At 39.5% G+C, this 25,424-nt stretch carries 28 protein-coding genes and 1 pseudogene; 13 read left to right on the forward strand and 16 right to left on the reverse strand.

The genetic code is table 11. The features are described from left to right. The first annotated feature begins 454 nt into the window (after window positions 1-454). Window positions 455-919, forward strand: coding sequence for a hypothetical protein (locus tag HZC31_00830; GenBank protein MBI5001908.1), 465 nt, complete (start codon window positions 455-457; stop codon window positions 917-919). A gap of 324 nt (window positions 920-1,243) precedes the next feature. Here the strand turns inward: HZC31_00830 and HZC31_00835 are convergent, their stop codons facing one another. The 5 genes from HZC31_00835 to HZC31_00855 form a co-directional block, all read right to left on the reverse strand. After that, window positions 1,244-3,388, reverse strand: a complete 2,145-nt coding sequence (locus HZC31_00835; GenBank protein MBI5001909.1) for a hypothetical protein — start codon at window positions 3,386-3,388, stop codon at window positions 1,244-1,246. A gap of 58 nt (window positions 3,389-3,446) precedes the next feature. Beyond that, window positions 3,447-4,034 (reverse strand): DUF84 family protein, encoded by a 588-nt coding sequence (locus HZC31_00840; GenBank protein MBI5001910.1) that lies wholly within the window; start codon window positions 4,032-4,034, stop codon window positions 3,447-3,449. 195 nt (window positions 4,035-4,229) lie between these two features. Continuing rightward, window positions 4,230-4,439 (reverse strand): hypothetical protein, encoded by a 210-nt coding sequence (locus tag HZC31_00845; protein ID MBI5001911.1) that lies wholly within the window; start codon window positions 4,437-4,439, stop codon window positions 4,230-4,232. Window positions 4,440-4,450: 11 nt separating this feature from the next. Further along, on the reverse strand, window positions 4,451-5,791 hold the full coding sequence (locus HZC31_00850) for an ATP synthase F0 subunit B (protein ID MBI5001912.1): 1,341 nt from the start codon (window positions 5,789-5,791) through the stop codon (window positions 4,451-4,453). Between the two features lie 215 nt (window positions 5,792-6,006). Next, window positions 6,007-6,942 (reverse strand): MarR family transcriptional regulator, encoded by a 936-nt coding sequence (locus HZC31_00855; GenBank protein ID MBI5001913.1) that lies wholly within the window; start codon window positions 6,940-6,942, stop codon window positions 6,007-6,009. Between the two features lie 104 nt (window positions 6,943-7,046). Between HZC31_00855 and HZC31_00860 the strand changes: the two genes are divergently transcribed. Continuing rightward, window positions 7,047-7,271, forward strand: coding sequence for a hypothetical protein (locus HZC31_00860; protein MBI5001914.1), 225 nt, complete (start codon window positions 7,047-7,049; stop codon window positions 7,269-7,271). Between the two features lie 6 nt (window positions 7,272-7,277). Here HZC31_00860 and HZC31_00865 read toward each other — a convergent pair whose 3' ends face one another. Both HZC31_00865 and HZC31_00870 read right to left on the reverse strand, forming a co-directional pair. Beyond that, window positions 7,278-7,841, reverse strand: a complete 564-nt coding sequence (locus HZC31_00865; protein MBI5001915.1) for a hypothetical protein — start codon at window positions 7,839-7,841, stop codon at window positions 7,278-7,280. Window positions 7,842-7,899: 58 nt separating this feature from the next. Next, complete coding sequence (locus tag HZC31_00870) at window positions 7,900-9,420, reverse strand: hypothetical protein (GenBank protein ID MBI5001916.1); 1,521 nt, start codon at window positions 9,418-9,420, stop codon at window positions 7,900-7,902. Between the two features lie 96 nt (window positions 9,421-9,516). On the opposite strand from HZC31_00870, the gene HZC31_00875 reads away from it, so the two are divergent. Beyond that, entirely contained in the window at window positions 9,517-9,906 is a 390-nt protein-coding gene (locus HZC31_00875; GenBank protein MBI5001917.1) for a hypothetical protein, read from the forward strand. Between the two features lie 180 nt (window positions 9,907-10,086). On the opposite strand, the gene HZC31_00880 is transcribed toward HZC31_00875, so the two are convergent. Beyond that, window positions 10,087-10,404 carry a YhbY family RNA-binding protein gene (locus HZC31_00880; protein MBI5001918.1) on the reverse strand — a complete coding sequence of 106 codons (318 nt, stop codon included), beginning with the start codon at window positions 10,402-10,404 and terminating at the stop codon, window positions 10,087-10,089. Between the two features lie 468 nt (window positions 10,405-10,872). On the opposite strand from HZC31_00880, the gene HZC31_00885 reads away from it, so the two are divergent. Further along, the gene (locus HZC31_00885) at window positions 10,873-12,627 is read left to right on the forward strand and encodes a cation:proton antiporter (GenBank protein ID MBI5001919.1); all 1,755 of its coding nucleotides are present in this window, start codon (window positions 10,873-10,875) and stop codon (window positions 12,625-12,627) included. Between the two features lie 29 nt (window positions 12,628-12,656). Here HZC31_00885 and HZC31_00890 read toward each other — a convergent pair whose 3' ends face one another. Both HZC31_00890 and HZC31_00895 read right to left on the reverse strand, forming a co-directional pair. Next, the gene (locus HZC31_00890; protein MBI5001920.1) at window positions 12,657-13,526 is read right to left on the reverse strand and encodes an NAD(P)H-hydrate dehydratase; all 870 of its coding nucleotides are present in this window, start codon (window positions 13,524-13,526) and stop codon (window positions 12,657-12,659) included. A 63-nt stretch (window positions 13,527-13,589) separates the two neighbouring features. Further along, a complete protein-coding gene (locus HZC31_00895) occupies window positions 13,590-14,378 on the reverse strand; it encodes a DUF814 domain-containing protein (GenBank protein ID MBI5001921.1) in 789 nt (262 codons plus the stop codon). Between the two features lie 188 nt (window positions 14,379-14,566). On the opposite strand from HZC31_00895, the gene HZC31_00900 reads away from it, so the two are divergent. After that, window positions 14,567-14,872 (forward strand): ribonuclease P, encoded by a 306-nt coding sequence (locus tag HZC31_00900; GenBank protein MBI5001922.1) that lies wholly within the window; start codon window positions 14,567-14,569, stop codon window positions 14,870-14,872. 207 nt (window positions 14,873-15,079) lie between these two features. Here the strand turns inward: HZC31_00900 and HZC31_00905 are convergent, their stop codons facing one another. The 3 genes from HZC31_00905 to HZC31_00915 form a co-directional block, all read right to left on the reverse strand. Then, the gene (locus HZC31_00905) at window positions 15,080-15,274 is read right to left on the reverse strand and encodes a hypothetical protein (protein ID MBI5001923.1); all 195 of its coding nucleotides are present in this window, start codon (window positions 15,272-15,274) and stop codon (window positions 15,080-15,082) included. A 77-nt stretch (window positions 15,275-15,351) separates the two neighbouring features. Continuing rightward, the gene (locus HZC31_00910) at window positions 15,352-15,987 is read right to left on the reverse strand and encodes a metalloprotease (protein ID MBI5001924.1); all 636 of its coding nucleotides are present in this window, start codon (window positions 15,985-15,987) and stop codon (window positions 15,352-15,354) included. Window positions 15,988-16,019: 32 nt separating this feature from the next. Next, a complete protein-coding gene (locus HZC31_00915; protein ID MBI5001925.1) occupies window positions 16,020-16,442 on the reverse strand; it encodes a DUF192 domain-containing protein in 423 nt (140 codons plus the stop codon). Between the two features lie 416 nt (window positions 16,443-16,858). Here HZC31_00915 and HZC31_00920 point away from each other — a divergent pair, with 416 nt between their 5' ends. The 3 genes from HZC31_00920 to HZC31_00930 are packed head-to-tail and all read left to right on the forward strand — an operon-like array spanning window position 16,859 to window position 18,579. Next, a complete protein-coding gene (locus tag HZC31_00920; GenBank protein MBI5001926.1) occupies window positions 16,859-17,500 on the forward strand; it encodes a phosphatidylserine decarboxylase in 642 nt (213 codons plus the stop codon). Then, window positions 17,497-18,024: a CDP-diacylglycerol--serine O-phosphatidyltransferase gene (gene pssA / locus HZC31_00925; GenBank protein ID MBI5001927.1), complete on the forward strand. Its 528-nt coding sequence runs from the start codon at window positions 17,497-17,499 to the stop codon at window positions 18,022-18,024. The genes HZC31_00920 and pssA overlap by 4 nt, the downstream gene beginning before the upstream one ends. Beyond that, window positions 18,025-18,579, forward strand: a complete 555-nt coding sequence (locus HZC31_00930) for a CDP-2,3-bis-(O-geranylgeranyl)-sn-glycerol synthase (protein MBI5001928.1) — start codon at window positions 18,025-18,027, stop codon at window positions 18,577-18,579. It begins immediately after the preceding gene. A 4-nt stretch (window positions 18,580-18,583) separates the two neighbouring features. On the opposite strand, the gene HZC31_00935 is transcribed toward HZC31_00930, so the two are convergent. Next, a complete protein-coding gene (locus HZC31_00935; GenBank protein MBI5001929.1) occupies window positions 18,584-19,786 on the reverse strand; it encodes a phosphoglycerate kinase in 1,203 nt (400 codons plus the stop codon). 157 nt (window positions 19,787-19,943) lie between these two features. Between HZC31_00935 and HZC31_00940 the strand changes: the two genes are divergently transcribed. Continuing rightward, on the forward strand, window positions 19,944-20,216 hold the full coding sequence (locus HZC31_00940; GenBank protein MBI5001930.1) for a hypothetical protein: 273 nt from the start codon (window positions 19,944-19,946) through the stop codon (window positions 20,214-20,216). An 874-nt stretch (window positions 20,217-21,090) separates the two neighbouring features. Further along, window positions 21,091-21,195: pseudogene (locus HZC31_00945) on the forward strand (DUF1187 family protein). A gap of 25 nt (window positions 21,196-21,220) precedes the next feature. Here HZC31_00945 and HZC31_00950 read toward each other — a convergent pair. Next, window positions 21,221-21,790, reverse strand: a complete 570-nt coding sequence (locus HZC31_00950; protein ID MBI5001931.1) for an NADAR family protein — start codon at window positions 21,788-21,790, stop codon at window positions 21,221-21,223. Continuing rightward, window positions 21,790-22,227, reverse strand: coding sequence for a hypothetical protein (locus HZC31_00955; protein ID MBI5001932.1), 438 nt, complete (start codon window positions 22,225-22,227; stop codon window positions 21,790-21,792). Before HZC31_00955 ends, HZC31_00950 begins: the two co-directional genes overlap by 1 nt. A 130-nt stretch (window positions 22,228-22,357) precedes the next feature. Between HZC31_00955 and HZC31_00960 the strand changes: the two genes are divergently transcribed. The 3 genes from HZC31_00960 to HZC31_00970 all read left to right on the forward strand — a co-directional run bounded on the left by HZC31_00960 (window position 22,358) and on the right by HZC31_00970 (window position 25,420). After that, complete coding sequence (locus HZC31_00960) at window positions 22,358-22,882, forward strand: hypothetical protein (GenBank protein ID MBI5001933.1); 525 nt, start codon at window positions 22,358-22,360, stop codon at window positions 22,880-22,882. A 330-nt stretch (window positions 22,883-23,212) separates the two neighbouring features. Further along, the gene (locus HZC31_00965; protein ID MBI5001934.1) at window positions 23,213-24,919 is read left to right on the forward strand and encodes a hypothetical protein; all 1,707 of its coding nucleotides are present in this window, start codon (window positions 23,213-23,215) and stop codon (window positions 24,917-24,919) included. A gap of 51 nt (window positions 24,920-24,970) precedes the next feature. Then, complete coding sequence (locus HZC31_00970; protein MBI5001935.1) at window positions 24,971-25,420, forward strand: hypothetical protein; 450 nt, start codon at window positions 24,971-24,973, stop codon at window positions 25,418-25,420. Window positions 25,421-25,424: the final 4 nt, after the last annotated feature.

Raw genomic sequence — 25,424 nt, forward strand, 5'->3', positions numbered from 1 at the left:
TTTGTTAATCCACATCAACAACTCAAAGGGAAAACTCCTGCTGAAGCAGCAGAGATTGATCTCCATTTAGGACAGAACAAGCTTCTTGATCTCATAAGATGGAGAGCAAAAATGCAGATGACGAAGAGATGACAATGTCTCAAGAAACAAGATTTTAAGAAAGCAATCTTGTCGGTACTAATTATTTTTGGAGTGTCATTTGCTACAAATATACTTTTATCTGGGTTATTTATCAGTAGAATGTTACAATGGCAGCATATTATTACAATTGTTATGCTCAGCATCTCTTTTCTTTTAGGTTTCTTTGTTATATTTAAGATTTACAACGAAATATGGTGGAAGTGTGTTATAGTCTGGTTTTTATCTGCAATAAGTATTGCTATTATATATGCGATTCTAATCATAATCTTTGCTTTAAAGATGTCAGGTTTTTTCATAAGAGGAGGTTAAAAAAATGGTTGAACAAAAGAAACAAAAAATGCCAATAGGCATGATAATAATTTTAATACTTATTGGGTTGGGGATATTAAGTCTAGTTTCAACACTTGCGCACCCTATTTTTCAGCTAGGTCCTTTCATGATAGGTGGTGTTAGTGCGGTTATAGTACTCTTATTGATAATTGCAATCTTGTGTGCTGTCGTCTTTGGTATCATAAAAAAATTTATGTGGGCAAGAAAATTAGCCATTGGGTGGTATATATTTTCTATGATCAGCCAAGTGTTGAATCTTGTATTCTTTCTCCTGAACACATCAATGTACGATGCGTATTATAAAGAAGTGTTAGGGGCAGAAGTGTCTGCATTTATGACCCAAAGCGCAATAACTGGCGCACTTATAGTTGCAATGCTTTATAGCTGGGTAATAGGAAGTATAGTCATTATCTATCTTTATAGAAAAAAAGATTTTTTTGTAAATTAGTTTTTTATTTATGAAAAATCGGCGCAAAACCTTGCACTATTTCAAATCTGCGATTTGTAATATGCGCAAAACAAGTTTTGCGCATTTAGTGCGAGGATGTAGCGCCGAGATTCCGCAAGCGCCGATTTTACATCCCACGGAAGCGCCACCACTCGTTCGCGAACCGTAAAACCTCGCTCTTTAGAGCGAGGATAACACAGATTCCAAAAAAGGAATCTGTGGAATTGTGGACATAGTCCACAATAGGTGAGCAATAATGTAAGTGGCGCTTCCGTGTTATTTTTTAATCAAGTATATCTTAAGAATTTTTTCCAGTCAGCAAACCTACTCCAACGGCACTTGACTCCACAATTGCCAATCATTGCTTGGAGAGTACGAACCAAAAATAAAATACGGACTTTGCATCTGATTCAAGTAGCCAAATTGCACATCTTGCCATGCGCGAGATGGTGCGCCGATGGCAAATCCGCTTCCAACATTTGTTCCCAAGTGTCGCCAGGATGCGGTAAGTTGTCTGCCTGGATCAATTCTGTTTTCTTCCCAACCTTCAGAAATCATGGTCCCTTTGTATCCTTTACTTTTCAAATATTCTAATGTCCATTTGACAGGCAAATTTCCTTGACCAATAGGAAGGTGGTGGTGTCCTGCGCCGAATGCGTCAACTGCGTGAATGTGTCCGATAATGCCTGACTTCTCTAACTTTTTAACTTGCTCCTGATACCAGCCATCAAATCGTTTTTTTCGCTGATCAACAGTTTCTCCTTGGAGGGGCTGGAAGTGTGCCCACCACATACCGAGGTGCTGCGTGTCGAACGTTGCTTTGATGTGTCTGTCCGCGTATTTCTTTGCTTCTTGCTCAGTCATACCACGGTAATGCGGATTGGTAATCATTTTGAGGTTTCCTTCTTCATCACGCTCTTCGTGAGGGCTTGCGATTTTTTTCTTGCTCAGCAATTCGACCATTTTTCGTCGTCCATCACTAACAAGTTCAATTAATTCATCAGGATGTGTTCCATACCCCATTTCAGGGAAAAGGTTTTCAGGAGCAACGAAGACATCGCGTTTAGAGTTTGGATTATATTTGGTTTGTTCCATTGCCATAATCCCTGCTTGCGCGTAGCTCAGGGAAGTTTTATCTTTTGCGTAGCGGATAACTGGCATGACGTGTTTGAGTGTTTCTTTATATTGTTCTGCGTTCGCGTCTGCGGAAGCGGACGCTTCGTGCGTGTATTTCATTTGACGCTCGACGTCAACAAGTGCGTCTTTGATAATGTCTGTTGGTAATCGCTTTTCTCCTCCAACGAATTGTTGTGTTGCTCTGCTTGCAGCATACCGACGAACTTTTTCATCATTCTCCATTATTTTCCAGAGCTCTTCTTTTGGGAGTTGTTTCTCAAGTTTTTGATAATAAGTAAGTGCCTTGTTGAGTTCTCGGAATGCATCAACATAATCATCATACATTCGCCCGTGATAGAGCGAACTACCCTTTGCTTGTAAAATTTGTTGTTCCATTTGTTTTCTGAAGAAAATTTCTTCAGGAGTCCAGGGAACTTCTCGTCCAAACTGGTCCTTTCTTTTTTCATAACGTTGATTCCACTGTTTTGCTTTTTCCAGATAATAATTCCATGTTCGACGTTCAGTCTTGAATTCAACCAGTTCAGGGTCCCATTCAGGAACGCGTTTCGCGAGATCCTCCATTTTTGTCTCTTCAAGAAAATTCCCATTAAGATCGACATATTCTTCATATCCTTTTTTAGGATTAAATTTTGTTTTAAACTTCGGTTCATACAATGTCTGGCTTTTTCGAACTTCTGTCACGAGTTTTCCAGTTCGATCATCAACCATGTACAAAACCTGTCTGCCTGGTTCTTCTTCATAGGACAAAAATTGTTTAACACCAGGAGCGATTTCCCTGTTCCACGCGGCGGAAGAAATATCACGTTGCGCTTCACCAGTGTGCACAACAACAGCGCCTGCGTTGACATCGCCCGCAAAAACAATCGCTTTTTTGACTTCTTCCATGCTTCGATGTCGAAATTCATCATTAAAACCACGTTCCTGATAATTGTAGCCGGAAAGGTTTCCAACAGTGTTTGGTGGTGTATGGACGCTTGTATAACTCACGGAGTTTGCGCGGGCAAGTTCGCGGAGTGCTTGTCTCGCTTCATGACCGTATCCTTCTGCGCCTCCTGGTTCGCCTCCTCCTTGAATAGTCGCGAGTTCAATGCTTCCTGCGCCAATGCGAATTGCTTGGGAAGCGGTTTGAACAAGGCTACCGAATCTGCTTCCTTCTGTAACAGAAGTACCAAGGTCATTGACACCTATGGTAGAAGTTTGTGTTCCTTCAATGTTTGGACCGTGTCCTCCTCCTTGACCAGAAGCTTCACCAATGTACGAGTCCGCGACACTTGAATCAGTAAGAGAATGATAATCCCGTGTGGGTCCAAAATAGCCGCTTCCGAAGAACATAGGTCTTTTCTAGAAAAAGAGATATTTAATGGTTTTGGTTCTTAGAGGAAACAAAGAGCTATCTATACATTTCAACATTTTCAAAAGGAATCAGTGCTCGTCGTACAGCGTCTGCTATTTCTTGGCTTCGTTGGACTCTCGCTTGTGTGAGCAAATGAACACATCCATGTTCTTCACCTATTTTTGGAGAATCAGTAAATCCGCATCTTTTATATGCTTCACTAATATCCACATGTTCTTGGAGAACGCAATCTATAACTGCTTTTGGATGTTCAAATCCTGCAGATGAGCCAAATAAATATGTATCTCCATCATATATAGTGCAAATTGTTTTTTCTTCATAACGCGGGCTTCCGTCAGGGTGAACGAGAAGAGGGATTTCAAGGAGTCCTGCTTCAATTCCAACTCCAAAGCGGCAATCACCATCATCTTTTCCTTCAGTAAATGCTCCTGATGCTCTGTTTATTGCTCCTCTCATTGTTTCATCCATTCCAAAAGGTTGGTCACGAACGTGAGAAAGAATGTTGTATGCTCTAATCTCATCAGAAACAAAAGCTGGATAACACTGCACGTGAGACTCACCATAAATAGCTCTATGTACTGCTTCTCCTTTTGTCCTGTTCATGGATCCAACTGCGATAATCATAGAAGAAAGGAAAAACCCACTCTTTAAAAATGTAAAGGAAAGTGGAGTAGTGAAGCAAGGGAAAAAAGCTTAAAGTAGAATAAAAGCACGCACTAGTAAACACACCCCTGCCAGAGGGACCCATTGCAGTGGCAATGGGGTCTTATTGAGATGAGAAAGACTAAATAAATAAATCAAAAGAAAAAACAAAAAAAATTAAATAATATCTCCATAATCATCTTCTTCATCATTGACAGAAAGGTCTTCTTCAACAGTGTCGACGTTGGTCACGTCATCAACTGTTTGGGAAGTTGTTTCTGTAGTTTCAGAAGGCGTTTCAGAGGTTGTTTCTTCAACAGTTTCTGTTCCACATCCTGCGACTAAAAGAAGCAAGATGAGAAAAAATGCAAGTGCGTATGATTTCATTGTTTTCCCCTCTATTGTTCTTCAGATGATTCTTGTTCATCTTCTGTATCTTCAGTGTCCTCGTCTTCAGATTCATCTTCGCTTTCTTCAGTTTCACTGTCAGAAGAGTCATCATCAGATTCTGCAGCTCGAGATTCTTTCGCATTTTTACGCGCTTCCTTTGCTTCATCACGAGAAGCTTTTATCTCTTCACGTGCTTCATCGCGAGCAGCTTTAATTTCCTCTCGTGCTTCATTACGTGCAGTTTTTATCTCTTCACGTGCTTCATCGCGTGCGGCTTTAATTTCTTCTCGCGCTTCCTCACGTGCTGTTTTCATTTCTTCTCGTGCAGCTTTTCGTGATTCTTTAACAGCTTCACGCATGTCTTTCGCGAGTTCTTTTGCTTCTTTGACAAGTGCTCGTGCTTCTTCAGTGAGACTCTTTACTTCTTCTTTGTCAAAGTCAGCTGCGGCAATTGCTATTTCATCAGCGATCGCTTCAAGCTGCGCGATAATTTCATTAAGTTCTGCGGAACCTTCTGCGTCACCGTAACGGTCAGCGAGTTTTTGAAGATTGTTCAATCGCGCAAGAACAACAGTGGATTTTGCGTGTGCGTAGCCGCTTCGCGCTTCTCCCCAAGCTTCTTTTGCTTCATCATCTTCAGTGGATTCTTCTTTATAATCTCCAACTGCTTCAACAACAGCACTCACTTCAACATCATTTTCTTCAAATAATGTTTTTGCTTCTTCGCGTGCATTCTGTATAATCTCTTTGACTTGTTCATGCACTGCTTCAAAATCACTTTCAGGTGTTAAGCTGTCGCGAAGTGCTTCAAGTTCAGCTATGTATGCTTCAATAGCGCTGGTATCAACGTCAGGGAAGTTTTCGTTCAAGTATGCGATAACTCCCTCTGCTGTTAAGATTTTCTCTGTCATAAAATAGTATGCGCGTGCATATTCAGTTTCATCCTGCGCTTCTTCCATTGCTGTAACGTCTGCTTCAACATCTTCAAGTTCTAATTCTTCAGCTTCTTCTTCAGTGATTGTTTCTTCACTTTCAGTTGAATCTTCTTCATCAGCTTCTGCTGTGGATTCTTCATCATCAGCACTTTCTTCAGCTTCTTCGCTTTCTTGTTCAGAATCATCAGTTTCAGTGTCTTCAGAACCTGTTTCTTCGGTAGATTCTTCACTATCATCGCTTTCTTCAGTTGTTTCATCTTCTGCTTCTTCAGACGTTTCCTCGTCGCTGCTCTCGTCATCAGTGGTCTCTTCTGCGTCTTCAGTTTCTTGTCCTTCTTCTGCAGCAACGCTTACTGCGAAAAGAGAAAAGACAACAAGAAACACCATCAATAAAGAATACATTGTTTTGTTCATGTTCTCATCCTCGTTTTTCTTTGTATATCCCAAATACAAAGGTGTTTAAATATTTTATTAGTGGAAAGAGGAATGCATGCAATGCATGGTCCATGGCGGGTGTGTTGCACAGGATCCATGCATTGCGCATCCATCATACGCACTACAGATTCTGTAGCTGGAAACTATATTACTAATTTTATGGAAACTATGGAAACTATAGGTCTTGAAAAATCTCAAACCCCTTTCTTCATCTTCTCTCCAAGAGTAAGAATTCGTATTTTTCCTTCTTTTTTGACAGCAACAAGTCCGCGAAGTTCTAATCTTTTAATAATCTTGCTCATGTTTGATTTTGTGTAACCAAGCTGTTTGATGATTTCATATTGTTTAATCTCTATGTTTTTAATAATTAGTGCAAGAACTGCTTTTTCCCGTTCATTAAGAATGTTCGTCGCCTTCAATGCTTTCTGTTGATTACGATACACATAGAGTTGTTGCGCACCAATCCCAAGACCCGCACCAAAGATAAGAGTAAGAAGAAGAATCGCTGTCCATTTCCAGTAATTGATGCCTGTTTCTTGTGCAAATCGGACCAGAAAAACAGATGGAGTATCTTTGGTGAGCGCGCTTTGCCACTGAATCACCACATTGTCTGCGGTCTCGCTGACTGTTGCGTCAGGAACAATAAGATAGTTTTCTCCCCCGTCTTGTGCAGTATTATAGAGCACCACATCTTTGTCCAGTTTGACAATATGGACAAAATTTTCAATGTCTGCGGAAGGAACAAGGACAAGAAGATATTCAAAATATCCTTCTTTTTGCACAACGTTATGAGTGACTGTTTCAAGGGTGACAACACGAGCTTCATGGGGTTGAACAGGGATAGAAAAACTGAAAGAGACTTTTAGATTTTCCTCTTCTTCAGTAACGCTGTACGAAATGGTTCCATAAGAATCCCGTATGCTTTCTATTTCAGCGTCTTTTGCAAGGTGCAGTATCCCTTGCGTTAATGCACTAGTTTTTGTGTTGTTAATAGTTATTTCTATGCTGTTGGCAACATCATCATTTGAAGGTGCAGCAGTAATCTTATAGGATTCAATTTCAAATGCGGAAACTATGTGGAAACTCAACAAAAAAATAAGTACTGAAAAATACAACATTCTGATCTTCATGAGTTCAGAATAATGAGATAAGATTAATAAAGATTTAGGTGCAAACAGATGCAAATTCATAAGATATAAAAAGCAGCCCTTTTTTTAGAAAAAAAGAAAGCAAAATGATCACATGGAAAGAATATGTAATTATGCAGTTTTTGAACACTATTACATTTCTCATTATTCAGGAATTTTTCTGGTTAAAAATGAGAAAAAGATTTGACTCCATTCTTGGAAAAGGCAAAATAGCAACCCCTGCGACGCATTTAAAAAATTTCAAGCAGCGCGTGAAAGATTGGCGACAACGAGAAAGAGACGCGCTTGTGCAGAGTCATAAAAAATTATAAACTTACTCAAGGAAAATACTTCTGCTTTGGCGCGCTCTGTTCTCCAAGTAACTCTTTAGTGAGTCTATACGTTGCGTCAGCAATCTCTTTCAACTCGTCAGGCATCTCTTTGTATTGTCCGAGGACTTCAATAACCTCTTTCTGTAAATCTTGAAGAACAGTTGTGCGTGCGTAGTCAACAACAGCGTCTTGCTGTTGGTAATTATAGCGAATGTTTTGCAGTTGGGTATACAAGCCAACAATAGGATGTCCCTGTGGAACGCGCGCGTTTTGCGCCTGTGATTCAAGATCCTTGCCTTCTTTTTCAAGATATTTGCTCAGTTCAGCGCGCTGATCATCGAGTTTTTTGCGTTCATCTTGTTCTTTCAATAATTTTTGTTCTTGAAGAAGTGCATGTTTCAGCAGTTCTTTTCTATTCCTATCAAGAAGTTCTTGTGATTGTTTGACAGCCTGTTCGGTACTTTGAAGATCTTTTTTTGCTTCTGCCGCGAGCTTTTCAAGATATTTAATGCGCTCTTCAGGACTCATTTTTGCAAGCGCTTGAGCAACCTTGTTCTGGTCGTATTCCATAAGAGAAGAAAATGCGTAATCTTATTTAAAGTTCTCTATATATATTTGAGAAAAATAACTACCAATGAACCATTCCATTTTTCTTTTTGAACTCTTTGTAAATCTGATAGCACCCTTCTTGCGCGACTTTTTCAGCAGCTTTTTTTTCGTTGTCAATAACTTGCTTATCAGGTGCGTGGTCGTGACCATGATCTTTCTCTCCAACACCCATTCCTAATGGTTTAATAATTTCTCCAAATCCTTTGAATACAGCGACAAAAGGTTCAGCAATTCCACCACCGGACTTCTTTCCATGGCCTCCGTCTCCGTGATCTCCATGCGCATCTCCCTTTTTCTTTTCTTTTTTCTCACCATAGGGAGAAGGTTCTCCAGCTTCTTGAAGATACCTTTCTAACTCATCGCCAAGAGATTCGAGCGCAGCTTTGACGCTGCCATCAACAACAGAGAGAAGATCAAAATCTTCTTTCTCTTTCATCTTAATATACTGATCAATCTTTTTTTTATCCCATCCATACGCACGAAGCGTCAAATCTGTTTTTCCAACATGCAGTGGTCCACGCTGATATTCTTGTTGATATGCCATTTGTGGCGTAGAACGATAAGAGAAATGCAACAACACAACAGAGTACACATGTTTGTTGGTAATGAGTTGTCTTCCGAGTCTGAAGTTCGTCGGGAATTTTTTCGCGAGCACTTCAATCTCCACAAGCGATCCTTCAAACGCGGAAATCAAATCAACAGATTTTGTCTGATCCATCATTTGAAGTCGTTGAATATTTCGTAAATAGGGTTTGACCCAGTGCATGTACATTTTAATGATGTCAAAATGCTGGCGGAGATATTTAATAGTAAAAACACGCCTATTCTTGATTTCGTCATATGTTGTTCGCTTCCACTCCATAAACGTGCGAAGCTTTCTCTTCAAAACTCTCTTGACTGCTTCGTTGAAATCAAGCGCGTTGACCGCGATTTCAATGTCTTCAACAACTTCAGGATGAACGCTGAAGAATAAATCAGGAAGCGTGGTAAACTGAAGTTCTCTTGCCATCCCAAAAACAGACGCGGGGTTTTTTGATCCTTGTTCAACAAGATCAATCCAGATTCCTTTGAGAGTAATTTCCGCGCTCTCTCTGCTTTTACTGTGGGAATAACTATCTTTGTAATAGTTCATTCTTTCGTCGAGAATTCTGATTTCACGGACAAGCTGGAACAATTCTTTGACCATCTTCCCAATGGTTGCGAGAAATTGGGAAACTTTATCCTGTTGTAAACCAAGGCGCTGCTGTGCGCTGCCGAAGAATGCGGAATGTTCTGACGCGCCAAACATATCTGTTATTTTGGTAAGCTCATTAAATCCTTCGTGAGTTCGGAGAAATTCCATTGTCCAAAAATAATTCTCTTCTATGGACTGGTTGAAAATCTGATGCACTACTTTGTAGGTGAGTTTTGATTGGGGAAAACCAGTCTTGACATAGATGGTATTCCCTTTAAAATCCATTCCTCCTTCAATCTCTTCTTCATCAGGTGATCCATCATCTTTTTTGAAATCAAATTGAGCAAGTAATTCAGGAGACGTCATTTTTTCCTCTTTTGGTGAAGTTCTGGAGAAGAAGGTATATAAATCTTTATTTTTTGAAAAGAAAACACATAAAAAGTTGAATCGCTTCACATATTCATGGAAGTTATTATTGTTCTTTTCTTATTATGTACATTTCTTCTCTTATTCATTTTCTTTTTTGCTCGATTTGAGTGGATCATCAAAGAAGCGCGCCATATATGCTCTTTACCTTCAGGATATTTTAAGTTAGGCCAGATAACTTTACTCTCTTTCTCTGTAATCATCTTTATCATTTTATTAATACATAATCTTATTATAGAGAGAGAAACATCAAGCCTTGATATTTTTCTTACTGTAATTGTGGGTTTTTTAGGAACAATATTTGGAATGTTTTTTGGTGGAAAGGGAGAAGGGGAAGTAACAAAAGAAAGAATATTAGCGACAGCTGAGGCAAAGAACCTCATTAAAAGTTATGAGGAGATATTTGAGAAATACTTAAAAAAGTGATTATAAGTAAAAGAGACGATCTAATTTCTCTACAACATGTTTGGAGCGGTCTCGAAGTAGTCGAAGTTCGCGCAGATCTTTAGGGCTGATTATTATAGTTTGTTCATTTCTCCGATCTTTTGATTTGTTCGTCATGAAAAATATTAAGAGAATCATCTATATAAAGAATTCGTTTTACTCCTACTTTCTCCAAAGCACAACAGTATTCCCTACAATCGAAATGAGAGTAGAACCAGTTTTGAGAGCAAGTTCCTCGCCTAACTCCCGCTTGGTCATGGGAATATCATCCATAAAGTTTCTTAAGAGTTTAATTTTCACTAATTTATGTGATTTCAGTTGTTTTATGATCTCTTGAAAGAGTGTCTGACCAAGTCCAGCTTTTCCAATGCGAACAAGCGGCTCTATTGCGTGTGCTTTTTTTCGAAGGGAAATAAGCTGCAACGTATTCAATTCAGGAGCTTTTTGTTCAGGTAATGCTGAAATTTCGTGTTCATCCATTATTCTTTGAAGAATTATAGCTCATTTATATAGATGACTTTGAATATAGTAAATATCCTTAGATTTCGAACCGGCTATAGGATATTTACTATTCAGCAGAAATCCACCAATGTTCGAATCTCATGGATTTCTGCTATAACACGATTTTTGAGCATTTATGCAAATGCATCTGTCAAGAACCACCAATCATCGCTCACTTCGTTCGCTATAGATTGGTGGCATGATCGAGGTGGTTCTTGAGCATGTTACGAATATAGCACCTTCAAAAAAACGAAGGTGGACTGATTGAACTATGTTCAATTCATTACGAATCGCAATTCGAAATGTTGTCCACTGGTTACTAAACCAGTGGTATATTCGAAACATATTGAGAATTTTGGCAACTTGAAAGATCCTCAACATTATCAATAACTTCACTCCGAAAGTTTTATATGCATGAAGTAGTAAAAACAGGCATAAGGGGCGATCATGGCGGAAAATGTATTCATTGAGCTCAGTATAATCATTTTGATAGCAATAGGATTCGCAGCATTAATGCGACTCCTCCGTCAGCCATTGATTATTGGCTATATTCTGACTGGTATTGTCGTCAGTCCATATTTCTTGGGTTTATTTAGGAGTTCAGAAGATATTACCACATTTGGGCAAGTAGGCGTTGCGCTTCTTTTGTTTATGGTGGGTTTGAGTCTAAATCCACAAGTCATACGAGAGGTAGGGAAAGTTTCTATTATTACTGGGGTCGGTCAGTTGTTATTTACCGCGATTGCGGGGTTTTTTATCGCAAAATTGTTAGGATTTTCCGTCATTACGGCAGTATACATTGCGGTTGCGTTAACTAATTGCAGCACGATTATTATTCTCAAATTAATCTCAGATAAAGGAGAGTTAGATAGATTATACGCGAGGATTACTATTGGCTTTCTGCTTGTTCAGGATTTGATCGCGATTCTGATTCTCATGTTTATTTCTTCGTCAGCAGGTGGAGGAACATTTGCGCATATTCTCACAGAAACAGTGGTGAAAGGAGTAGGCGTACTTGCGCTATTATTTGTCGTTGGCATGTATGTGTTGCCTGCGTTAATAGACCGTGTTGCGAAATCGCAGGAGTTCTTGTTATTGTTTTCCATAGGGTGGTGTCTGCTTCTTGCGGCGTTTTTGTGGTACCTTAATTTTTCACTTGAAATTGGCGCTTTGCTTGCGGGAGTGACACTTTCGCTTTCTCCATATCGTCATGAAATTAGCGCGAGAATGAAACCCCTCCGAGATTTTTTTATCATCTTATTTTTCATAATCATTGGGTCACAGATGAATTTTCAGAATGTAACGTACTCATTCTGGAGCATTATTCTTTTCTCTTTGTTTATCTTGATAGGAAATCCATTGATTCTGATGATAATTATGGGCGCGCTTGGCTACACAAAAAAGACAAGTTTCCTCGTTGGGCTTTCTGTTGCGCAGGTAAGCGAGTTTACATTTATCATGATTGCGCTTGGTATTAAAGTGGGTCACGTCCCGCAGGAAATAATGTCTCTGGTGACAGTGGTGGGTATGATTACCATTGCAGGTTCCACATACATGATCATGTACGCAGATAGATGGTATTGCATCTTCGAGCCATATTTGGGAATATTTGAGAGAAAGGGAAAGAAAATAGATGGCATAAAAAAGCAAAAGACAAAAGCGTACGATATTATTCTTTTTGGGTACAACAAAATGGGATACGACCTTCTGGATTCATTTAAGAAACTCCGCAAAAAGTTTTTGATCGTTGACTACGATCCTGATATCGTTCGGCGCTTGACGAATGAAGGATACGATTGTCAGTATGGCGACGCAGAGGATATTGAATTATTAGAAGATCTTAATGTGGGAAAAACAAAAATGTTAGTTTCAACTATACCAGATCTCCGTGTGAATGAGATTATTATTGCAAAAGCGCGAGAGCAGAATAAAAGTGCAGTGGTGATTGTTCTTTCTAATCATATTGAAGACGCAATCAGTCTCTATAAATCAGGCGCGACATATGTCGTGATGCCGCACATGGTAAGTGGCGGGCATGCCTCTTCGCTTATCAAAAAACATGGAATTGATGTAAAGAAATTTTTCAAAGAGCGTGGAGAGCATCTTAAAGTGCTTCGCGAGCGGCAAAAGAGACATAATGTGAGGAAAATTAGCGAGTTATACCATAAATATTTCAAAGGAAAGTTTGGAAAGAAAAAATAATGAGATGCAATTTTTATTGACCAGAGGCATTATTTGTGTAAGCCTTCTTTGCTTTTCACTTCTTTTCCAGTACCATAAAAAGTGTCTTCAACAACAAGACCAATTTTCTTGAGCATATCGCTTGCGACAAGTCCAGCATGACCTATTTCCCCTTTGACTACGTCACCGCAAAGACCGTTAATGTATGCGGCGGCGATTGCGCTGTGGAATGGATCTTTTGTTTGTGCGTAAAAGCCAACAGCTAATCCCGCGAGAATATCACCGGTGCCGCCAACAGTCATTGCAGGGTTGCCTGTTTTGTTGTACGCGACTTTGCCATGGCCGTAAATCATATCTACATTCCCTTTGAGAATAATGATGTTGGATCCAATATATTTATTCAACTGAAGTTTTCGAATATGCGTATTCTCAAGAAGCATTTGAAATTCGCGTTTATGAGGCGTTAAGATGGAGTTTTTTGTCTCTTTCAAACTGATTGCTTTGATAGCGTCAGCGTCAATAACAAGGGGTTTATTTTTCTTGCTGAGTTCTTTGATGACATCAATGCAGAATTGGTGTGATTTTCGTCCAATACCATTGCCAATAAGAACTGCGTCAAAATCTTTTGCGAATTTCACGACAGCGTTGACGTGTTTTTTGTCAAAATACAAGCAATCAAACTTTTTGGTGATGAGATCAGGCGCAAGTGCGTTTAGCGCCCATGCGACTTTTGTCGGAGCTGCGACAGTGACAATATCAACCCCGCTGCGCAGTGCGGCGATACCTGCGAACGCGACAGCGCCAACGTAATCCTGGCTTCCGCCAATGAGAAGAACTTTGCCAAAATCTCCTTTTTTTGACGTGGGAAGTCGTTGAGGAAGTTTCAATTTTCGAACATCTTGTCGTGTAATATATTTCATATAAGTCTATTTTGGAATATTGAAATATTTAAGCTTTTGGATTTGTTCAACTTATTAGAAAATCTACTTCTTGATCTTAACATTCCCTGCAGGCAGCATCCGTATAATTTCATCAATCGTTCCTACTTTAAACTGCGAACGAAGCGTTTTTGCGAGATCGCTTGGTTTTTGTTCTCCTTGTACAATTTCGACAAAATGTTCTGCGTGCGCTTTGATCGCGGCGTAAGGTCCTGCGATAATCCTTCCTTGTTGAACACCAAACGCAAATCGCATGTCATGATCAATATAATGCATTTTTCCTGTGATGACAAACGCGCCGCGTTCAACATATTCTCCTGCTTTTGCGGTTTTGGTGACTTGTTCTGGAGTGACCCAGCCAACTTTGACGTTGACAAAGCCAAGTTTCCATGCCCTGCTGTATAGCGCAGTCGCAGTCGCGGTTTCGTTTATCGTGCGTTCAGAAGGTTCTTTTCCTTCAGATTTAATGACAAAGAAGGGGCTTCCTTGTAAATCCGTGTGAAATATGAGATCTTTTGGAGCAGTGTGTTTCTTGATAACAAGTTCGTTGGTGATTGCGTCTCTGCCGCCGATCACTAGAAAACCATCAGAAGAGTAAAACCAGTGAAATTTTTCATACCATTCTTTTTTTGGGACGTTTTGGACAGCTGTTTTGTGCGCTTCTACTTTTTGTTCTACTTTATGTTGTTCGTGGAGCGCTGTTTGGAGTTTTTGTTTGCTGATCTCGAGTGCTTTTTTTGCGCCTTCGAGTTTTTTCTTTGCTTTTTTCGCTTTGTCAAAGTAGATGCCAGCGTTTTCGTGAATAGTTTTCGTGAAGTTGAGGGAAATTTGCATGAGTAATTTCCATCTTCTTTCCTTTATATAATTAGTGAAAAAGTCTCATCCCGCCGTAGGCGCCGACGCGACGGGGGAAGGCCCCTCGGGGTGTCGCGTAGGACAAAATTCGAAGAATTTTGTCCGTAGGCCGCCTGCTGCGGCGGGATGGCAAAGTATTAATAACTAAAAGAATTATTTTATCCAACATGGCCAAAGATTACAAAAAAAAACATCAATCGCAAATCGAATCGCGAATTCGTCATCTCTTTAACGAAGCGCATGAAGTGCGAATTTCAGATACATCTTCCGCGTCGAGATATGTTTTTCTCGCGAGAAAGCTTGCGGCAAAGGCAAAAGTTCGAATTCCAAGAGAACTTAAAAGACAGTTCTGCAAAGAGTGTAATACATTCTTCATCCCAGGAAAGAATTACACAGTGAGAACAACAGGGAAAACAATCAGCTATACTTGTAAAGTTTGCAAGAAAATCACGAGAATAGGATATAAAAAATAAATATCATCTTTCTCAAGCCTTCAGCCCCCTGGCAGCCCGTATCTTAAACATTTCGAAATTCTATCTTTAACTTATTTATGCATATTATAAACACAAACAGAATTTCGTAATGTGTTAAGAACCACCGCATAAGATTTTGAAAGGTGGTTCTAAACAAAATCGAGAATTGGTATACTCACATTCAATAAGAGTTCAAGAAAAAAGAATCTATGGTTTGAACATATATTTGAACTCGTTTCGTTTGCCTGTATTTTTGTATTTTACTAATTGACTTTTTCTGAGTTTTTTCAAACTCATCGTGACTGAGCCAATAGAAACATCAATGCTTTCGCTGATCTGTTTAGAGGTGAACCATTTGTTCTTATTCTCCTTCAAAAAGTTGTAAACTTCCTGTTGTCCCATACAGGTACTAGTAATCCAAAGTACTATATAAGTCTTTGGGTAGTTTATTTATAAATGACCCCTCCTTATAAACGCGGCTAACCACTGCCAAAAAGCACAATTTTGAGCACAAGAAGTCCTATCCCAAGGCAAACCATGCCGCCCCAGACAAAGTAATTCCATTTGAAGATTTTCGCGCCATCAAAGTTCATGAAAGGAATCATATTGAAGATTCCAAGCCAGCTGTTAATCAAAAAACCATATTTTGCGGTTGCGAGCACAAAAGGATGAAGAAATAATGCAGAAATCAAAAGAAAAAATAATGCGAAAATATAATTTGTAAGTGGACCGACAGCAGAGATAATTCCATTCTGTCGCGGCGTAATGTGCGGCCCATAAATCATGACAGCGCCGGGCGCGGCGAATAAGAAGCCCATAAACGAAGAAAACACTGCAAACAATAACATCATATTATCCGCGCGAAATTCTGCCCAGCAATGATAATACTGCGCGACAAGTTTGTGCATGAGTTCATGCAAAAGAAAGCCAGTTCCAACAGTTGTTGCGGCAATAATAAAAATCAATCCCGTTCCGAGACCGAAAGAAAAGCCATTCAATAAAATAGTAAACGCAAGACTCACGAAGAACCATGCTTTCAAGAGTTCATGGATTTCAACATCAGAAGTCCTAATTCCCCATATTTTCTTTTGATGCGGCGCTTGTGCGAAGTACATTGTTCTCTTTCTCATGTCAGTCTATTTAAAAGTTACTCAAACACAAGAGAATCTCCAATAGCAATCTCCTTTTTCGCAACAAAGCCCGCGTTCACTTCCAACGCATAGAGTGCAGGTTTTGAGTAATATTTCTCACAATCAGCAACAACACACGGTTCAAAATTCTCCTTAATATCAACAATAGTACCAGTACTCTCAACAAAAATAATATCAAGTGGAATCTTTGTATTTTTCATCCAAAACACGCGCTGCTTTTCTTCAGAAAAAACAAACAACATGCCAGAATCAGCGGCAAGTTCTGTTCGATACATCAAGCCGATTGCTTGCTCATCAATCGAATCAGCAATCTCAATAATAATAGGAATTTCACTTGTTACTGTTTTAATGATAACAACATCTTGTGAAGCACAGCTAAGTAAGAAAAAGAAGCAAATGAAGACAAATATTTTTTTCATTACACAACTTGAGGGGTTGCAGTTCTTATGCTTTACGTTTTCATTCTGTAAACACGCATCATCTTAACATAAACAATCGCTCCACAAAGTCCACATGCACAATTCATCTCTTTTTTATTAACTTATTTTTGTCAAGAACCACCGATCACCGCTCCCTTCGGTCGCTATAGATAGGTGGCATGATCTCGGTGGTTCTTGAGCATGTTACGAATATAGCACCTTCAAAAAAACGAAGGTGGACTTGTCCACTGGTTACTAAACCAGTGGTATATTCGAAACATATTAAAATATATAAAAAAGCATAGGGATTCAGAAGCGATAGGGCAAACCAAAAATGATAAGGCGAATCTAAAAGTAATAAAGCGAATAAAGAAGTGAGACAACAACTTTATATATCTCTGCAGCAAAATAACTGTATGCAAATCATCTTAATAATTTTCATCATTCTCGCGGCAATAATCACAACCCTCTTGCTCCTATGGAAATTCTTCTTCCTCAGAAATCCAACTCCAAATATTCCAAAGGAAAACAATCTCGTCATAAGCCCAGCAAACGGAAATATCGCGAGAATATACGAATTCAAGAATGAAAAGCAAGCAAAACCAATAATCGCGGAAAAAGGTTTCTTTGGGAAAATCCCTTTAATCACAAAAGACGTTGCGAAAGAAGGATATATCATTCTTATCCGTTTGCACGTCTATAATGTTCACTGGCAACGCGCGCCAATTGCGGGAAAAATTACAGAAACAAAATACATTGAAGGAAAATTTCTCAACGCGGTAAAAGATGTCCAAAACATGCAATGCTTTTTTGAGAATGAAAGAAACGAAATTATAATAAAAGGCAAGATTACCTGTAAAGTCATTCAGATCGCGGGATATCTCGCGAGAAGAATTGAATGCTTTGTCAAACAAGGCGATGCAGTAAACGCAGGAGAAATAATTGGACTTATTAATCTAGGAAGCCAAACAGCGCTTATCGTTCCAAAAGTAAAATTAAAAATTAAAGAAGGAGATATAGTACACGTAGGAGAAACAGTTATTGGTGAAATGAAATGAAAATGAGAGATATCATCAAAGTTGCGGATTTCTTTACTATTGGAAACCTTCTTTTTGGTATGCTCTGTATATTTTACGCAATAAATAGCAAATTCATTTACGCGGCAATTTTCTTGTTCATCGCGATGATTTTTGATTTCCTTGATGGTAAAGTCGCGCGAATAAGCAAAAAGATAACTGATCAAGGAAGACATTTTGGAAAAGAATTGGATTCATTGTCCGATGTGGTTTCGTTTGGAGTAGCGCCAGCAATTTTTGGGTACACACTCGGTCTCCAAGCATGGTGGGAAATTCTTATTCTCCTCTTCTTCACTACAGCGGGAATGTTGCGATTAAGCAGATTTAATATCACAGAAGGTCATGGTTATTTTGAAGGGCTTCCTATTACAGTGAACGGCTTTTTATTTCCTATCTTATTTCTTCTCCATCTCAAAACAGCGTATCACATAGAGTATGTATTGATCGCGTATGTCTTCATGGGTTTTGCGATGATGAGTTCGAGAAAAGTGAAGAAGGTCATTTAAATGAACCCCACCACGCAATTCCTATTAACCGCGTTCTACGTCATCATCCCTGCGGCAATCGCAAACATGATGCCTGTTTTTGTAAGAAGCATTAATTTCCTCAACATTCCAATAGACTTCAACAGAAAATGGTATGACAATAAGCCAATCTTCGGAAATCACAAAACATATCGCGGATTTTTCTTTGGCATCCTCGCTGCAATAGTCATCACCTCCATCCAAAGTCTTCTCTATCAATATCCGTTTTTCCAACAAATCAGTTTTTTTAATTACAATGAAATCTCTTTCTTTACAGTAGGATTTCTTATAGGATTTGGCGTTTTGTTTGGAGATCTTGTCAAAAGTTTCATCAAAAGAAGAGTCAACGTCAAGCCAGGAGATAGTTTCTTTCCATGGGATCAACTGGATCTAGTTATTGGCGCAATCGTCTTCATTTCATTTATCCAAAGAATTCCGTGGAGCATGATCATATTTTACATCATCGTTGGTCCAACACTGCACGTCTTTTTCAATCATTTAGGTTACTGGTTGAAAATTAGGGAGACGAAGTGGTAATTTACTAAACTGCACACAACTCAGGAAACAACTTCTTATTCTCAACAAGCGCGGAAATTCCAGGCAAAAGAGTTCCCTGTAATAACTCAAGAGAAGCGCCGCCACCAGTAGAAACAAGACTCATGTGATGGCTAAAACCAAAATGTTCCACAGCAGCTGCGCTATCGCCGCCGCCAATAATTTTGACAGCGGAAGACGCGGCGACCATGCCTGCGATATATTTTGTGCCGTGTCCAAATTTTTCAATTTCATACGCGCCAACAGGTCCAGCCCAGACAATCGTTGCGGCATGCTTCAGTGTTTCCGTATATCGTCGTAGTGTTTCAGGACCCAAATCAATTGCCATCCAATCAAAAGGAATCGCGTCAACAGAAACTACTTTGATAGAAGCGTCTGCGCCAAATTTGTCAGCCACAACAACATCAACAGGAAGCAAAAATCGTTCATCTTTTTCTTTCAAAAGTTCCGTTGCGAGAGGAAGTGATTCTTCGTCAAACGCGGATGCGCCAATATTTTTGCCAGCTGCTTTCAGAAATGTGTTTGCTAATTTCCCGCCAATCAGCAAATGATCAAGATGCGGCAGTAAATTATGAATCACGCCAATTTTGTCTGCTTTTGCGCCGCCGATAATCGTGACAAATGGTTTTCGCGCGTGCTTCACAAGTGTTCCTAATCCTTCAAGTTCTTTTTGCAAAACAAAACCAGAACAGGCAGGAATAAACTGCGCAATTTGCGTGACAGACGCGTTTGCTCTATGGCAAACACCGAACGCGTCCTGCACAAAAAAATCTGCGAGAGTAGCAAGCTGCCGAGCAAAATCATTATTATTCTCTCCTTCTTCTTTGTAGAAACGAACATTCTCGAGCATAAGCACATCGCCTGGCTTCATAGAATAAACTTCTTTTTTAACTGCGTCGCCGATGCATTCATCCAACTTCTTAATATACATTCCAAGAAGTTGACTCAGGCGGTGCGCAATCCCGTCTGTCTGAAGTTTTAGTTCTCGTCCTTTTGGTCTGCCGATATGCGTCAATAAGATGATCATTGCGCCTTGTTGCCTGAGATATTTGATGGTCGGCAATGTTTCACGAATCCGTTTATCATTAGTCACATCGCCGTGCTCATTCATCGGCACATTAAAGTCGACTCTCACGAGAACTCGTTTCTGTTGAAAATCGCAGTCGTAAAGTGTTCGAAAGTTGTACAAAACTCATCCCTCAAGAAGATCATACAAAGTGTGATGTTTTTAAAGGTTGTGAAAGCATACTTGTAATGCGTAACTACTCTAAAGTACTAACAAAACCAAAAACTATATAAATAAGTGCCTTCACTACTATTGCTAAGTAACACATTAGGGGACGATGATGACAGAGACGACGACACAAGAAAAAGCACCAATTCCAGCAGCAGATATTGCTATGATTGTGCAAAACGCGGTGAAGGAAAAAGTTCCTCAAAATGCGGTTATTATTGAGGCAAAACCTCTTCTCGCTCGTGATTATGTTGATCCAGTTGATGAGCAATACAAGCTCGAGAGAAAGAACAAAATAGGAACTATAGAGCACAGAGAATCCGCTGAAGGAATCGGATCCTTACATGCGTTTTTCCTAAGCGCTGGCGACATGCCAGAACTATAGTGAACGCACCAAATTATCGTAATAAAAATAGTGCGTTCACTATTCCGCAGACGCAAATAAGTTACGATAATTTATTGCGTCTACCATATAATCATACTCATCCCAGAGGTGGAGCAAGGCACAAGGATTTTACTCGCATCATCCCTCCGTGTGTTTATTGCTCCACCGCTTTTTTTTCTCTATCAAAAACTATTTAATATCAGCTTCTTAATTTTTCTATCATGTGGCCATTTGGAAAAAAGACTGCGAAGGATTATATCGAACAGATTATTCGTCTGGCAAAAGCAGTGAAGGATGATTTTCCAGATGTTTATGAGACTGGAAAAATAAAAAACATTCGAAAGCTTCTTCTCATTATTCAGCGTTTTAATATAAAACAATTTGCTGCGATTAAAGAAGAAACAGGGTCTGCAAATTTAATGAAGGCGGCGGAAGCAATTGCTCGTGCGGCTGATGAAGCACTCATGGATATAGAGAATCAATACAACTTCACGAAAGCAGAAACTCTTGTGCAAAAAATTATTGAGTTAGAAGCGTATATTGCGAACAATTTTGAAACAGAATTGCGCTTTGCCCCATCAAAAGAGTTAGGGAAAATCTTGAAATATTCTCCGCAAGATGCAATCGCGAAAGGATATCTCTTTCGTGGGTTGTCAGATGCAGACTATCAGAAGGTACTTAAAGGGGTAGGCATAACCGCGAAAAAACCCGACGGAAAGGTTTCTGTTCTGGACCATATTCTTAATCCAGCGAATGATCCAAACACGCAATTCATCTCTCTTACTGCTGATGTTGACACTGCTCGACATTTTGGAAGGCCAGTCGCAGTGAACGTCGCAAAAGTAAAAGGTCATCTCATGCCTCCTGACGAAATTCGCCGTGCAACTGGACGAGATACAAGGGTAGAAAGATTACGAAAAAAGAATGTGGAATTTTTGCTAGCGCCAACAAAAACAAGCGTTGCGGAAATCCCTGCTGATGCAGTAGTAAGATAGTAAGAAAAATTAAGCAACACGTTTTAGTTTTCTGAAAATATGCTCTCTATACAAATACGCAGGATTTTGATGAGCAGCACCTTCTATGCGTTCAGGAATAGGTACAAATGGAATAACATTCGAAGTACCTAAATAATCTCTTTGCATGTGTAATTCTCGACGAACTTCACCAAGGATGACTCCAAGCATGTTTCTTCCTCTTCCGTCTCTTCCGACACCCCAGTAATTGTCTTTAGGAGTTGCTTCGATAATTCTTTCATCTCCTGTTGATAAGAGTAGATCACCAAGATCAGGGTACTGCGCAAATTTCTCCAACACGACCCATCGCATATAATCATCTTTGACAGTGTCCCAATCTCGTCGAATTGGATAGTTTCTATCGCGACCAAGATCTGCTGCAAAATGTGGTGTTCTAGCCCCCCGTATTTTTTCTTGATAACGAGAATTATGCGAAAATTTTTGTGCCTGAAAAAAATGTTCAGATGTAGGCCAGACTTTATCATCTATTGTTAATTCATAAAGTGCAAAATTAGAAAAACACCCAAATGCATCATCGACGTGATAAAATCGAATTGCCATTAGTTTCCCTCGAGTTCCAAAAGAAGGATATTAATTCTTTCATCTAAAGCAATTCTCTCTTCACTTCCAACTGTTTTGGGAATATAAGTTCTACTCATATTATAAGCATGTTGCGCCTTGTCTTTAAGAGAAAGCTCTTGTGTTTGCTGGTGCTGTGCTGCGTAACATTGGCCGAGAAGGAGTTGCAAGTCATATCGTCGTTCATAAACTTCAGCTGCTTGTTCTCCATGAGCTATCGCATTTTCAAGAGCAGCTGTATCTGAGTTTTGTCTATACAGACCAAAATAAGATAATGCTAAACCATACTGAATGTTAAAGGATGGGGCAGGCGGTAAGCCTTCAGAAATACAAGGAGTAAAAGATGATAGCGCAGCAGTATAATCTCCAGAATCAAGAGCCCTAAACCCTGCGTCAATAAGCGAAGTAATATCTGCCATGAGGGATCTTAGAAACAAAACTCTATTTATAAATGTTGTCATAATTTATCATTAAGGAGGGGTGACATAAAACAAACACGTAGTCTCGAATTCAGTAACCCTTATTAATTCCATCCCCTCAAGAATTGTCATGGTCATCCATCTCATTCAGCAAGTACTAGGGATAAGCAATCCGTATCATGATTTCACGTCAAACATTACGCGAATTTCTGCCATTCTCTCGTCGATGGAAGATAATGCAAAGGCAGCAAATCATGCTGCGGTAAAAGAGAAAACAGATGCAATAAAAAGAATGATTGGCATTCCTGTTGCGAGTAATAGTCAGTGTCTCATTCATTTAATGCAAAAAAAGACAGACAAGCTGCATGCGCTGCATCAGTCCGGCGAGAAAACGCAGTTGCAGACAATGGAAAAAGACATGCGTCATGCGCTGCAATATTTAATCAATTATATCGTCCAGATAGGAACAGTTTCTCAGGAATTATCAAGACAAAGTCAAAAGCAAAGAGTTCCTGTCCTTGAGCAGCATATTAATCATGCGCGGCATTATGTCATTAAAATGAAAGCACGCTGTCACATTGAGATGAAGGCCTATGATGCGGCAAAAAGGCAGAAACCGCAAGTGCGTCAGGTAGTCCATAGAAAAGCGGCGTGAGTAATAGTCTGATTTTCTTATTCTCTTTCATTTCATTCTCATTATTTAAGTATGTTTTCTCTCTAAAATTAAATAATAAAAGAATGGAGATTCAAAAGGACTGTAAGGCGAATAAAATGCAGAGGCAGCTATTTATTTCAGCCTACAAGAAAAAACACGCACAAGCAAAGCAAAATGTCAGGGGGACCCAATGCTCCTTAAGGAGCATTGGGGTATTATGGAAGTAAAGACAATAAAAAATTATCTAAAACATATCAAACGAAAAAGAGAGCATAGACCAAGCTTTCAATATCTTTAAATAGAACAGATGTAGAGATAAAAGTGATAATCGTGACAAATATAGTAACGCTGAAAAAAGCAACAAAAGAGTCCTTGCATATTGTTGGAGAAAAAGCAATACGTCTTGCAGTACTTTCGCAAAAATTCTCCGTTCCTCCCACATTCATCATCACAGCCACAGCGTTTGATCAATTTCTCACAAACAATCACATAAAAAAACAGGCAAAAGAAATGCTTGAGAAAATAGAAGAAGAGAATGAGACAAAAATACAAGAAGCAAGCGACGCGATAAAACTACTCATCCTCAACGCGCCATTACCAGAAGAATTACGAGAAGAAGTTCATGACGCGTATTATGCGTTGAACATTGACGAAACACATTCTTTAAACGATCTGATGGAAACAGGCGAAGAACCAATAGTGGTTCTACGACCTTCTCCAATCCATGATGAACAAGCAAATCTACACGAATCTATGTTAGGAGTTCAAGGGATGCAAAACATAGAAAATGCGATTCTCAATGTCTGGGCATCTTTTTACAATCCAGAAGCCATATCTGTAATGATTAAAAGTAAAATAGAAGAACAGAAAAAAGAAGAACCCAAACAAACACAAAAAGAAACGCAGTTTGCGATCATCGTCCAAAAAATGATAGACAGCCAAGCGTCAGGAGTAATTCACACGAGTTACAAAATGAATAAAGAAGAAGTGCTTATTCTCGGCTGTAAAGGATTAGGAACAGCGTTAAATTCAGGATTAATCAGTCTAGACAAATATTTCATCACAAAAAAATCATTGAACATTGCGTCGATTGAAGTAGGCAAACAGCCATTCATGTTAGAACGAGATTTTGACACCAATAAAATTGCGAAAATTTACATGCAAGAAGAATACAGTAAAAAGCAGAAAATTACAGACAGGCATATTGGCGAGCTCACGTTGCTCGGAAACACAATAGAACAAATATTTGGCAAGCCGCAGGAAGTGGATTTCGCGATTTACAAAGAAGTAATTTCTATTCTTGGCGCGAGAGACGCGGAATGGTACAAGGAGAGTCTGCAAAAAGCAGCGCAGCCACAAGAAGCAGCGCCGCGGTGGAAAGAGCCAACGCCAGAAGAAGTAGAACAAAAAGAAAAAGAAATATCAACTTCTATTACACACGAGCTTGAGCAGGATACGTTAGTGGTCAATGCATTAAGTGGAACGCAGCATATTTTAGGCGAATCGCCAGAAGCAGTACATCTTGTTTATCCAGAAGAGAGCATGGTCATCCAGGGAAACACTTCAAATGATCCAAATGACATTAACGCGGTAATTCTGGGCATTGATTTCAATGCCGCGTTGAATGAAGTTACGCAGACAGCAGGCACAGAAATCGCGGCAGTGTCAGCGGCGATGAATCCCGCGCAATCCCCCTCCCAAACAGCAGCTGTTATTCTTGAAAAGCAGATTCCTTCCATAATTACTGAAGCAGTAGAACAGGAAGCTGCGGAAGAAAAGCGAGAGGAAGAAGAAATAATCGCAGAACAAGTGCGAACAGTCCAAAAAAAAGAATTGTCTGCGTTTGAAAAAGCATCAGGAAATCTCATTATTCATTGTTTTAAAGAAGTAAAAGAAAAAATTCCAAAAGAACAGTGGGCAGCGTCTCCAGAGCTCCGCCACCTTGCGGTTCTTGCGCAGAATTTCTCACAAAAAAATGTCGCGCCAACGCCAGCGCAGGTGAAATTTGCGTTGGATGCGATGGAAAAGGTCAAATAAACATATTTGCAAGTCAAAAATTTTATAAAGCAGTGGAAAGTTCTGAATTTTATGGATATTGGAAAATATGTAGGTATACTTGATGATCGTGCATCAAAAGCGCAAAGAGACATTCTTGCAAATCTTGAAGCAGTAAACGGCAGTATTTATGGAAGAAGTGGAATAGAAACAGCGCTTCATTATGCAGGTGTTTTGAGAGCAGGTGCAATTGTGAGTAGCGATAAGGTGGGAGATATATTAGGCTCCATAAGTCCATCAGAAGTGAGCGAATTTGGAGATGTAAGATTTTGGTATGCTGGTTTCAGACCGATTCATGCGGGAATTGTTGTTGATGCAGAGCATGTTTTCCATGCAAGGGCGAGTATAGGCTTAATTGAACCCCATGAAGCAGTTACTCAAGCTCTCCAACAATTACGAGGAAGCGTTCTTGTAACAAGTAAAGATTACGGGCTTGCAAAACTCATGATAAAGTATGGAGAGTTCAATACCTCATTATTCTAAATAT

It is taken from the genome of Candidatus Woesearchaeota archaeon (assembly GCA_016214075.1).
GTDB lineage: Archaea > Nanobdellota > Nanobdellia > Woesearchaeales > DSVV01 > JACRPI01.

Excerpts from the sequence above, each read along its gene's own strand:
- HZC31_00930 (MBI5001928.1), top strand. The coding sequence starts at position 18,025 with ATGAACCCCACCACGCAATTCCTATTAACCGCGTTCTACGTCATCATC.
- HZC31_00895 (MBI5001921.1), bottom strand. The coding sequence starts at position 14,378 with ATGCAAATTTCCCTCAACTTCACGAAAACTATTCACGAAAACGCTGGC.
- HZC31_00920 (MBI5001926.1), top strand. The coding sequence starts at position 16,859 with ATGCAAATCATCTTAATAATTTTCATCATTCTCGCGGCAATAATCACA.
- HZC31_00880 (MBI5001918.1), bottom strand. The coding sequence starts at position 10,404 with ATGGATGAACACGAAATTTCAGCATTACCTGAACAAAAAGCTCCTGAA.
- HZC31_00915 (MBI5001925.1), bottom strand. The coding sequence starts at position 16,442 with ATGAAAAAAATATTTGTCTTCATTTGCTTCTTTTTCTTACTTAGCTGT.
- HZC31_00900 (MBI5001922.1), top strand. The coding sequence starts at position 14,567 with ATGGCCAAAGATTACAAAAAAAAACATCAATCGCAAATCGAATCGCGA.
- HZC31_00950 (MBI5001931.1), bottom strand. The coding sequence starts at position 21,790 with ATGGCAATTCGATTTTATCACGTCGATGATGCATTTGGGTGTTTTTCT.
- pssA (MBI5001927.1), top strand. The coding sequence starts at position 17,497 with ATGAAAATGAGAGATATCATCAAAGTTGCGGATTTCTTTACTATTGGA.
- HZC31_00870 (MBI5001916.1), bottom strand. The coding sequence starts at position 9,420 with ATGACGTCTCCTGAATTACTTGCTCAATTTGATTTCAAAAAAGATGAT.
- HZC31_00840 (MBI5001910.1), bottom strand. The coding sequence starts at position 4,034 with ATGATTATCGCAGTTGGATCCATGAACAGGACAAAAGGAGAAGCAGTA.
- HZC31_00855 (MBI5001913.1), bottom strand. The coding sequence starts at position 6,942 with ATGAAGATCAGAATGTTGTATTTTTCAGTACTTATTTTTTTGTTGAGT.
- HZC31_00835 (MBI5001909.1), bottom strand. The coding sequence starts at position 3,388 with ATGTTCTTCGGAAGCGGCTATTTTGGACCCACACGGGATTATCATTCT.
- HZC31_00860 (MBI5001914.1), top strand. The coding sequence starts at position 7,047 with ATGATCACATGGAAAGAATATGTAATTATGCAGTTTTTGAACACTATT.
- HZC31_00940 (MBI5001930.1), top strand. The coding sequence starts at position 19,944 with ATGACAGAGACGACGACACAAGAAAAAGCACCAATTCCAGCAGCAGAT.
- HZC31_00865 (MBI5001915.1), bottom strand. The coding sequence starts at position 7,841 with ATGGAATACGACCAGAACAAGGTTGCTCAAGCGCTTGCAAAAATGAGT.
- HZC31_00955 (MBI5001932.1), bottom strand. The coding sequence starts at position 22,227 with ATGGCAGATATTACTTCGCTTATTGACGCAGGGTTTAGGGCTCTTGAT.
- HZC31_00875 (MBI5001917.1), top strand. The coding sequence starts at position 9,517 with ATGGAAGTTATTATTGTTCTTTTCTTATTATGTACATTTCTTCTCTTA.
- HZC31_00850 (MBI5001912.1), bottom strand. The coding sequence starts at position 5,791 with ATGAACAAAACAATGTATTCTTTATTGATGGTGTTTCTTGTTGTCTTT.
- HZC31_00960 (MBI5001933.1), top strand. The coding sequence starts at position 22,358 with ATGGTCATCCATCTCATTCAGCAAGTACTAGGGATAAGCAATCCGTAT.
- HZC31_00885 (MBI5001919.1), top strand. The coding sequence starts at position 10,873 with ATGGCGGAAAATGTATTCATTGAGCTCAGTATAATCATTTTGATAGCA.
- HZC31_00910 (MBI5001924.1), bottom strand. The coding sequence starts at position 15,987 with ATGTACTTCGCACAAGCGCCGCATCAAAAGAAAATATGGGGAATTAGG.
- HZC31_00890 (MBI5001920.1), bottom strand. The coding sequence starts at position 13,526 with ATGAAATATATTACACGACAAGATGTTCGAAAATTGAAACTTCCTCAA.
- HZC31_00905 (MBI5001923.1), bottom strand. The coding sequence starts at position 15,274 with ATGGGACAACAGGAAGTTTACAACTTTTTGAAGGAGAATAAGAACAAA.
- HZC31_00970 (MBI5001935.1), top strand. The coding sequence starts at position 24,971 with ATGGATATTGGAAAATATGTAGGTATACTTGATGATCGTGCATCAAAA.
- HZC31_00830 (MBI5001908.1), top strand. The coding sequence starts at position 455 with ATGGTTGAACAAAAGAAACAAAAAATGCCAATAGGCATGATAATAATT.
- HZC31_00845 (MBI5001911.1), bottom strand. The coding sequence starts at position 4,439 with ATGAAATCATACGCACTTGCATTTTTTCTCATCTTGCTTCTTTTAGTC.